This window comes from Haladaptatus sp., assembly GCF_049589095.1.
Lineage (GTDB): Archaea > Halobacteriota > Halobacteria > Halobacteriales > Haladaptataceae > Haladaptatus.
In genome coordinates this window covers 1-4703 of record NZ_JBAWAC010000548.1, presented here as the reverse complement: position 1 = coordinate 4703, position 4703 = coordinate 1, and the positions used below count along the sequence as shown (strand labels likewise).

7 protein-coding genes are annotated in these 4703 nt (G+C 60.5%); 2 read left to right on the top strand and 5 right to left on the bottom strand.

Going from position 1 to position 4703, the window contains the following annotated elements; translation table 11 throughout:
- From WBV42_RS17305 to WBV42_RS17295, 3 genes are all read right to left on the bottom strand, one after another.
- A partial coding sequence (locus tag WBV42_RS17305) for a Rid family hydrolase (protein WP_423987129.1) occupies positions 1-153 on the bottom strand: 153 nt, incomplete at its 3' end.
- A gap of 169 nt (positions 154-322) precedes the next feature.
- Positions 323-964: a rod-determining factor RdfA gene (rdfA, locus tag WBV42_RS17300; protein WP_423987128.1), complete on the bottom strand. Its 642-nt coding sequence runs from the start codon at positions 962-964 to the stop codon at positions 323-325.
- Positions 965-1037: 73 nt separating this feature from the next.
- Entirely contained in the window at positions 1038-1442 is a 405-nt protein-coding gene (locus WBV42_RS17295; protein WP_423987127.1) for a hypothetical protein, read from the bottom strand.
- A 607-nt stretch (positions 1443-2049) separates the two neighbouring features.
- Here WBV42_RS17295 and WBV42_RS17290 point away from each other — a divergent pair.
- Together WBV42_RS17290 and WBV42_RS17285 are read left to right on the top strand one after the other, a co-directional pair.
- A complete protein-coding gene (locus tag WBV42_RS17290) occupies positions 2050-2406 on the top strand; it encodes a hypothetical protein (RefSeq protein WP_423987126.1) in 357 nt (118 codons plus the stop codon).
- Positions 2407-2493: 87 nt separating this feature from the next.
- On the top strand, positions 2494-3528 hold the full coding sequence (locus WBV42_RS17285) for an LLM class flavin-dependent oxidoreductase (protein ID WP_423987125.1): 1035 nt from the start codon (positions 2494-2496) through the stop codon (positions 3526-3528).
- 47 nt (positions 3529-3575) lie between these two features.
- Here WBV42_RS17285 and WBV42_RS17280 read toward each other — a convergent pair whose 3' ends face one another.
- Entirely contained in the window at positions 3576-3710 is a 135-nt protein-coding gene (locus WBV42_RS17280) for a transporter (protein ID WP_423987124.1), read from the bottom strand.
- A gap of 55 nt (positions 3711-3765) precedes the next feature.
- Positions 3766-4533: an SDR family NAD(P)-dependent oxidoreductase gene (locus tag WBV42_RS17275; RefSeq protein ID WP_423987123.1), complete on the bottom strand. Its 768-nt coding sequence runs from the start codon at positions 4531-4533 to the stop codon at positions 3766-3768.
- Positions 4534-4703 lie beyond the last annotated feature (170 nt).

The following is a 4703-nucleotide window of genomic DNA, read 5'->3' as shown; positions in this document are numbered from 1 at the left end:
CGCCGTCTGCTCGCCGATGGTGCCCTCGACGATTTCGCCCGTCTCGGGGTCGACCGGTCCTTGACCGGAGACGTAAATCCGGTCCCCGTCACGGATCGCCTGTGAGAAGGGGCCGATACTCGGCGGTGCATCCTCGGTGCTGATCTCCTCCATTCAGTTCACCTCCGGGATTGCCGCGGCGGTGGTCTCGATACGGACTATGCATTCGCTTCGATGGAGTGTGGTACCGGTCATCAAACCGTGTAATCAAACTGCTGAATTATAAAACCCGCCGGACGCGCTACTGAAGGTTGGGAGAACGGAATCGGCAAAACGGAAGGAGCTACGCCTCTTCGTCGTTTCCGCAGTCACAACCGCCCGATTCTATCAGTTCGACCGCATCGTACTGTTTCCCGCAGTCCTCACAGAACAGGCGAACGTCGACCAATACGTCGAACGAACCGAGCGAGATGCGGTCGGTGTCCCGAAGCGTCCGGAGTGTCTTCTCGCTGACGGCCGCCGTCCGACTCCGGAGTCGTCGGATCGTTTCCGCGCCGCGTTCCACCGATTCCTCGTCGGACGGCGTGTCGGGACTCTCCGCGCCTCGCCGTTTCGTGAGGTAGGTGTGGACCGCCTGATGTGAGACGAAATCGGAACGGAGGCGCTCGACGTCCACGCCTTCGCGCTGGAGTGTGGTTTCGGCCTCGGTTCGCATCCCCGCGCTCACGTCATCGTCGGTGAGGAGTCGATACGTGTTCGGCACGTCGCCGTCGAGTATCGTCATTCCGGCGTTCTCCATCGCGACTCGAACCAGTTCCCGGTTCACGTCGTCGGACAACTGTCGAAGGCTACGTCGCTCTTCTCCCTCCGCGGTCCAGCGATGCACTAACTCCTCGTCGAAGCCCGATAGATCGTACTCGCGGAGTACCCGCGCAACCTTGCTGTTCGGCACCTTTTCCTCGGCTTTGGTTCCGCCGTCGGTCATTAGTAGACAGTAGGACGATAGAAGCGCAAAAGCGTACCGACTGAGCGAGTCGACCGTCGACCGAAGGTCGCGTTCACGATTCGTCGGCGGATTTGTCGTCCGAGTTCGAGTCGTTATTTTCTTCTTTTTCGCCTCCCTCGTCCGCCTGCACATCGTTGATTTCGTCCGTCTCCTCCTCCGTCGCCGTCTGGACGTCTTCGATGTCGATGGCCGAACCGAGCTTCTCCTCGTCGATCGCGGATTCGAGCGTTTCACGGTCGGTGACAGCGTCGAGTCCGTCTTCCTCGACGGCCGACTGTATCGTACCCGCATCGACGGCTCCGCCGACGTCCTTCCGCTTCACGACCGATTTGACGGCACGTCGTACCGCGATATATCCGAGGACACCGGTCCCTCCGGCGGCGACCGCACCCGGAATTCCGTATCGTTTGTAGCCGAACTTTGCTGCCTTCTTCCCGATAGTGAGTGGTCCGAACATCGTTATCTAGCAGCGGTCGAACTCGTCTAAGGCCTGGGCTTGCATGTGAAAATAACTCACCACCCGTCGGCGGATGCACGTGATTTCCGGTTCCATCAACGATCTTCGGAGCACCTTTCAACGATCCTATTTGAACTGTAAATAGACACAAGTTTGTCAGATATGGAATTTGAACCGATCATATCGTCTGATCAGGTCGAATTTCGACAAAAAGCCATCTTTCAGCGCTTCTATCCGGGGTTAGCTCGAACTCGCTGGTCCGAACGCTCGAATCCGGTTCGAGTTGCGTCTGTCGGTGACTGCGGAAACGAGTCACAACGACCGTGCACAGTGTAGAAATCCCATCTCGTGAGGCAATAATTCCGAAATTCATACCCGGTACAAAACCGTGATACGGGCTATATCCGTCCCGGAAAGAATCGTTTCCGTGTGTATGAGCTCAGGCATACATTTACCTAGCTCTGCCGCTGGTGGCGACGCCATTCGGTGGATGTGTTTCGGTCGCACGGGCGGTCGGCGGGATTTCGGGAACGGATCGTACCGAGTTGTGATCGGTTCACGCATGCGAACGAACAAAAGTCTCGCTCACGTACTCGACGGCAAGTAGATGACACGCACGCTACGGCTTCCGAACGGGGAGACGGTCACGGAGGACGACCTCATCCTCTACAACGGCTACCCATATCGGGTTCGCTTCGTGGACGACGACGAATACGAGTTCGAACTCGCACCGCTCTACTGGGGTGACAGCGGAATGGACATTCCCTTCGCCGACCGGGAAGCGCTCGAAGACCAGTGGGAGAGCGATTCGCGGGGGACCCTCTCGGAATCGGAGTGGGAGAGATGGGTCGCGGATGCGCGTCGGGACTCGCAGTTCTCCGACGAAGAGGTGAACGAAATCGCCCGCGAACTATCGATATCGACTGGACTGCTGGACCGCTTCCGGCAGCTGTTTTCCCGGTAATCCGAGAACCGAAATCCGAGAGCCGAAATCCGACACCGAAACTTCCGGGGAAGTCACGGTTATCCGTTTCGCGCGGTAATCCCGAGTATGGAACTATCGCTCGTGGACCTCGCGCCGATTCCGGAGGACGGCACGGCGACGGAAGCGTTCGAAAACACGCTCGAACGCGCACAGCACGCCGAACGGCTCGGATACTCTCGATTCTGGGTGGCCGAACACCACGACTTCACCGACCGACTCGCCAGCACGACGCCCGAAGTGCTGATTTCCCATTTAGCCGCCCAAACGTCCGATATCCGCGTCGGCTCCGGGACGGTCCTGCTGAATCACTATAGCCCGTACAAGGTGGCCGAAACGTTCGGCGTCCTCGACGCGCTCGCCCCGGACCGCATCGACCTCGGGCTCGGACGCGCGACGGGGAATCCGGTTTCGGACTTCGCGCTCCAGAACGAGCGGAGTCAGCAGCGGAACCCCAACGACCACGCCGAAAAGATAGACGAGGTGACGAAGTACCTCTACGGCGGCTTCGACGACGACAACCCCTTCAAGCAGTTGTCCGTCGCGCGCTCACGCGACGGAATTCCGGACGTCTGGGTGCTCGGGTCCAGCCCGTCGAGTGCGGCAATCGCGGGCGAATTGGGGCTGCGCTACTGCTTTGCGTCGTTCATCAGACCCAAGCCCGCAGTCCGAGCGTTCGAGGTGTATCGGGACCACTTCCAGCCGTCGCCGAACGGTGCGGGTCCGGACGAACCGTACGGCATGATCGCGGTGAACGTCACCTGCGCCGAGACGAACGAGGAGGCGGCACGGCTTCGCGCGGTGCCGGAGGCGACCCGACAGCGGCTACAGCAGGGCCGCGTGAACGAGGACCCGATCTACTCGGTCGAGACGGCTATCGACGAACTCGGCGGCGTCCCCGACCCGACGCCGGATACCATCGTTCCGCACGAATGGCCGCGTCAAATCTCCGGCAGTCCCGATACCGTCCGCGATCTGTTGGACCAGATGACCGATCAAACCGGCGTCGAGGAAGTCATCGTGCAGAACCAGTTCGCGAACCCGGAGGACGAACTCCGGTCACACGAACTGCTCGCGGACGCGGTCGGGTTGACGCCACGGTAACCGGGTAAATCGCGGCTCACGATAACCGTGAAACGCGCCTTGCCCCACTACATGTCGAACATGAATCGAAGCACGGCTCCGAGGGCGAGGGTAAGTATCCCGAGAATCGTCGCGATGGGGGGAATCGGGATGAGCAACAGGACGATACCGACGAGGATCACTGTCGTCGAGAGTCGAACCATACCGTCGGATACCAGCGACCAGCGGATAGGAGTTGTGGCGGATTCTCCTGTCCCCTTACTGTGCTGTCCAGCCGCCGTCTACGGTGAGACAGCTTCCGGTGACGAACGAGGCGGCGTCGCTGGCGAGGAAGAGGACCGGTGCGGCGATTTCCTCGGGATCCGCGAAGCGGTCGATCGGGGTTCGGTCGATGATCGACTGGCGGAGTCGGTCGTTCGCTTCGAGGCCCTCCGTGAGGTCGGTGCTGACGTAGCCCGGAGCGACGGCGTTCACCCGGACGGTCGGTGCCCAGTCGAGCGCGAGGCTTCGCGTGAGTCCGACGAGGCCGTGCTTCGACGCGACGTACGGATGCTGGCGCGGGAGGCCGACCATTCCGCCGACGCTGGCGATGTTGATGACGCTCCCGCCCGATTCGTGTAACCGCTCTGCGGCGTGTTTCGAACAGAGGAACGCACCGCGGAGGTTGACGTCCATCACCGAATCGAAGGCGTCTGCGGAGACGTCCTCCGGCTTTCCGAGCGCGTCGTCCGGATTGAACCCAGCGTTGTTCACGACGATATCGGCACCGCCGAGTTCCGACTCCACGCGGTCGAACAGTGTCGTAATGTCGTCCTCGTCGGCGACATCGACGGGCGACGCCAGCGAATCAGCGCCACGATTTCGGACGTCCTCGACGGCGGCATCGACGGCCTCCTCGCTACGGGACGTGGGAACGACGGCCGCACCAGCGTCGGCGAACGCCTGCGCGATGGCGAGCCCGATGCCCCGCGTTCCGCCGGTCACGACCGCGACTTCCCCTTCCAAATCGAATAGTTCGTTCGACATCGTGTGAAAACAGGACGACAGACCGGATTAACTTTGTGTGGAATACACGTCTCCATCGACGTTCACTCATCAAAGTGAGCGCAAACAGGGGGTTTTCCACGATAAGCTACACCTCCGGGTGTACGCCTTGGTTCCTGTGTACGCAATCGTATATTTGAGATATGTCATGT

Bases quoted from the DNA above. Each gene is read 5' to 3' on its own strand.
- rdfA (WP_423987128.1), bottom strand. From the start codon at position 964: ATGACCGACGGCGGAACCAAAGCCGAGGAAAAGGTGCCGAACAGCAAG.
- WBV42_RS17295 (WP_423987127.1), bottom strand. From the start codon at position 1,442: ATGTTCGGACCACTCACTATCGGGAAGAAGGCAGCAAAGTTCGGCTAC.
- WBV42_RS17290 (WP_423987126.1), top strand. From the start codon at position 2,050: ATGACACGCACGCTACGGCTTCCGAACGGGGAGACGGTCACGGAGGAC.
- WBV42_RS17285 (WP_423987125.1), top strand. From the start codon at position 2,494: ATGGAACTATCGCTCGTGGACCTCGCGCCGATTCCGGAGGACGGCACG.
- WBV42_RS17280 (WP_423987124.1), bottom strand. From the start codon at position 3,710: ATGGTTCGACTCTCGACGACAGTGATCCTCGTCGGTATCGTCCTGTTG.
- WBV42_RS17275 (WP_423987123.1), bottom strand. From the start codon at position 4,533: ATGTCGAACGAACTATTCGATTTGGAAGGGGAAGTCGCGGTCGTGACC.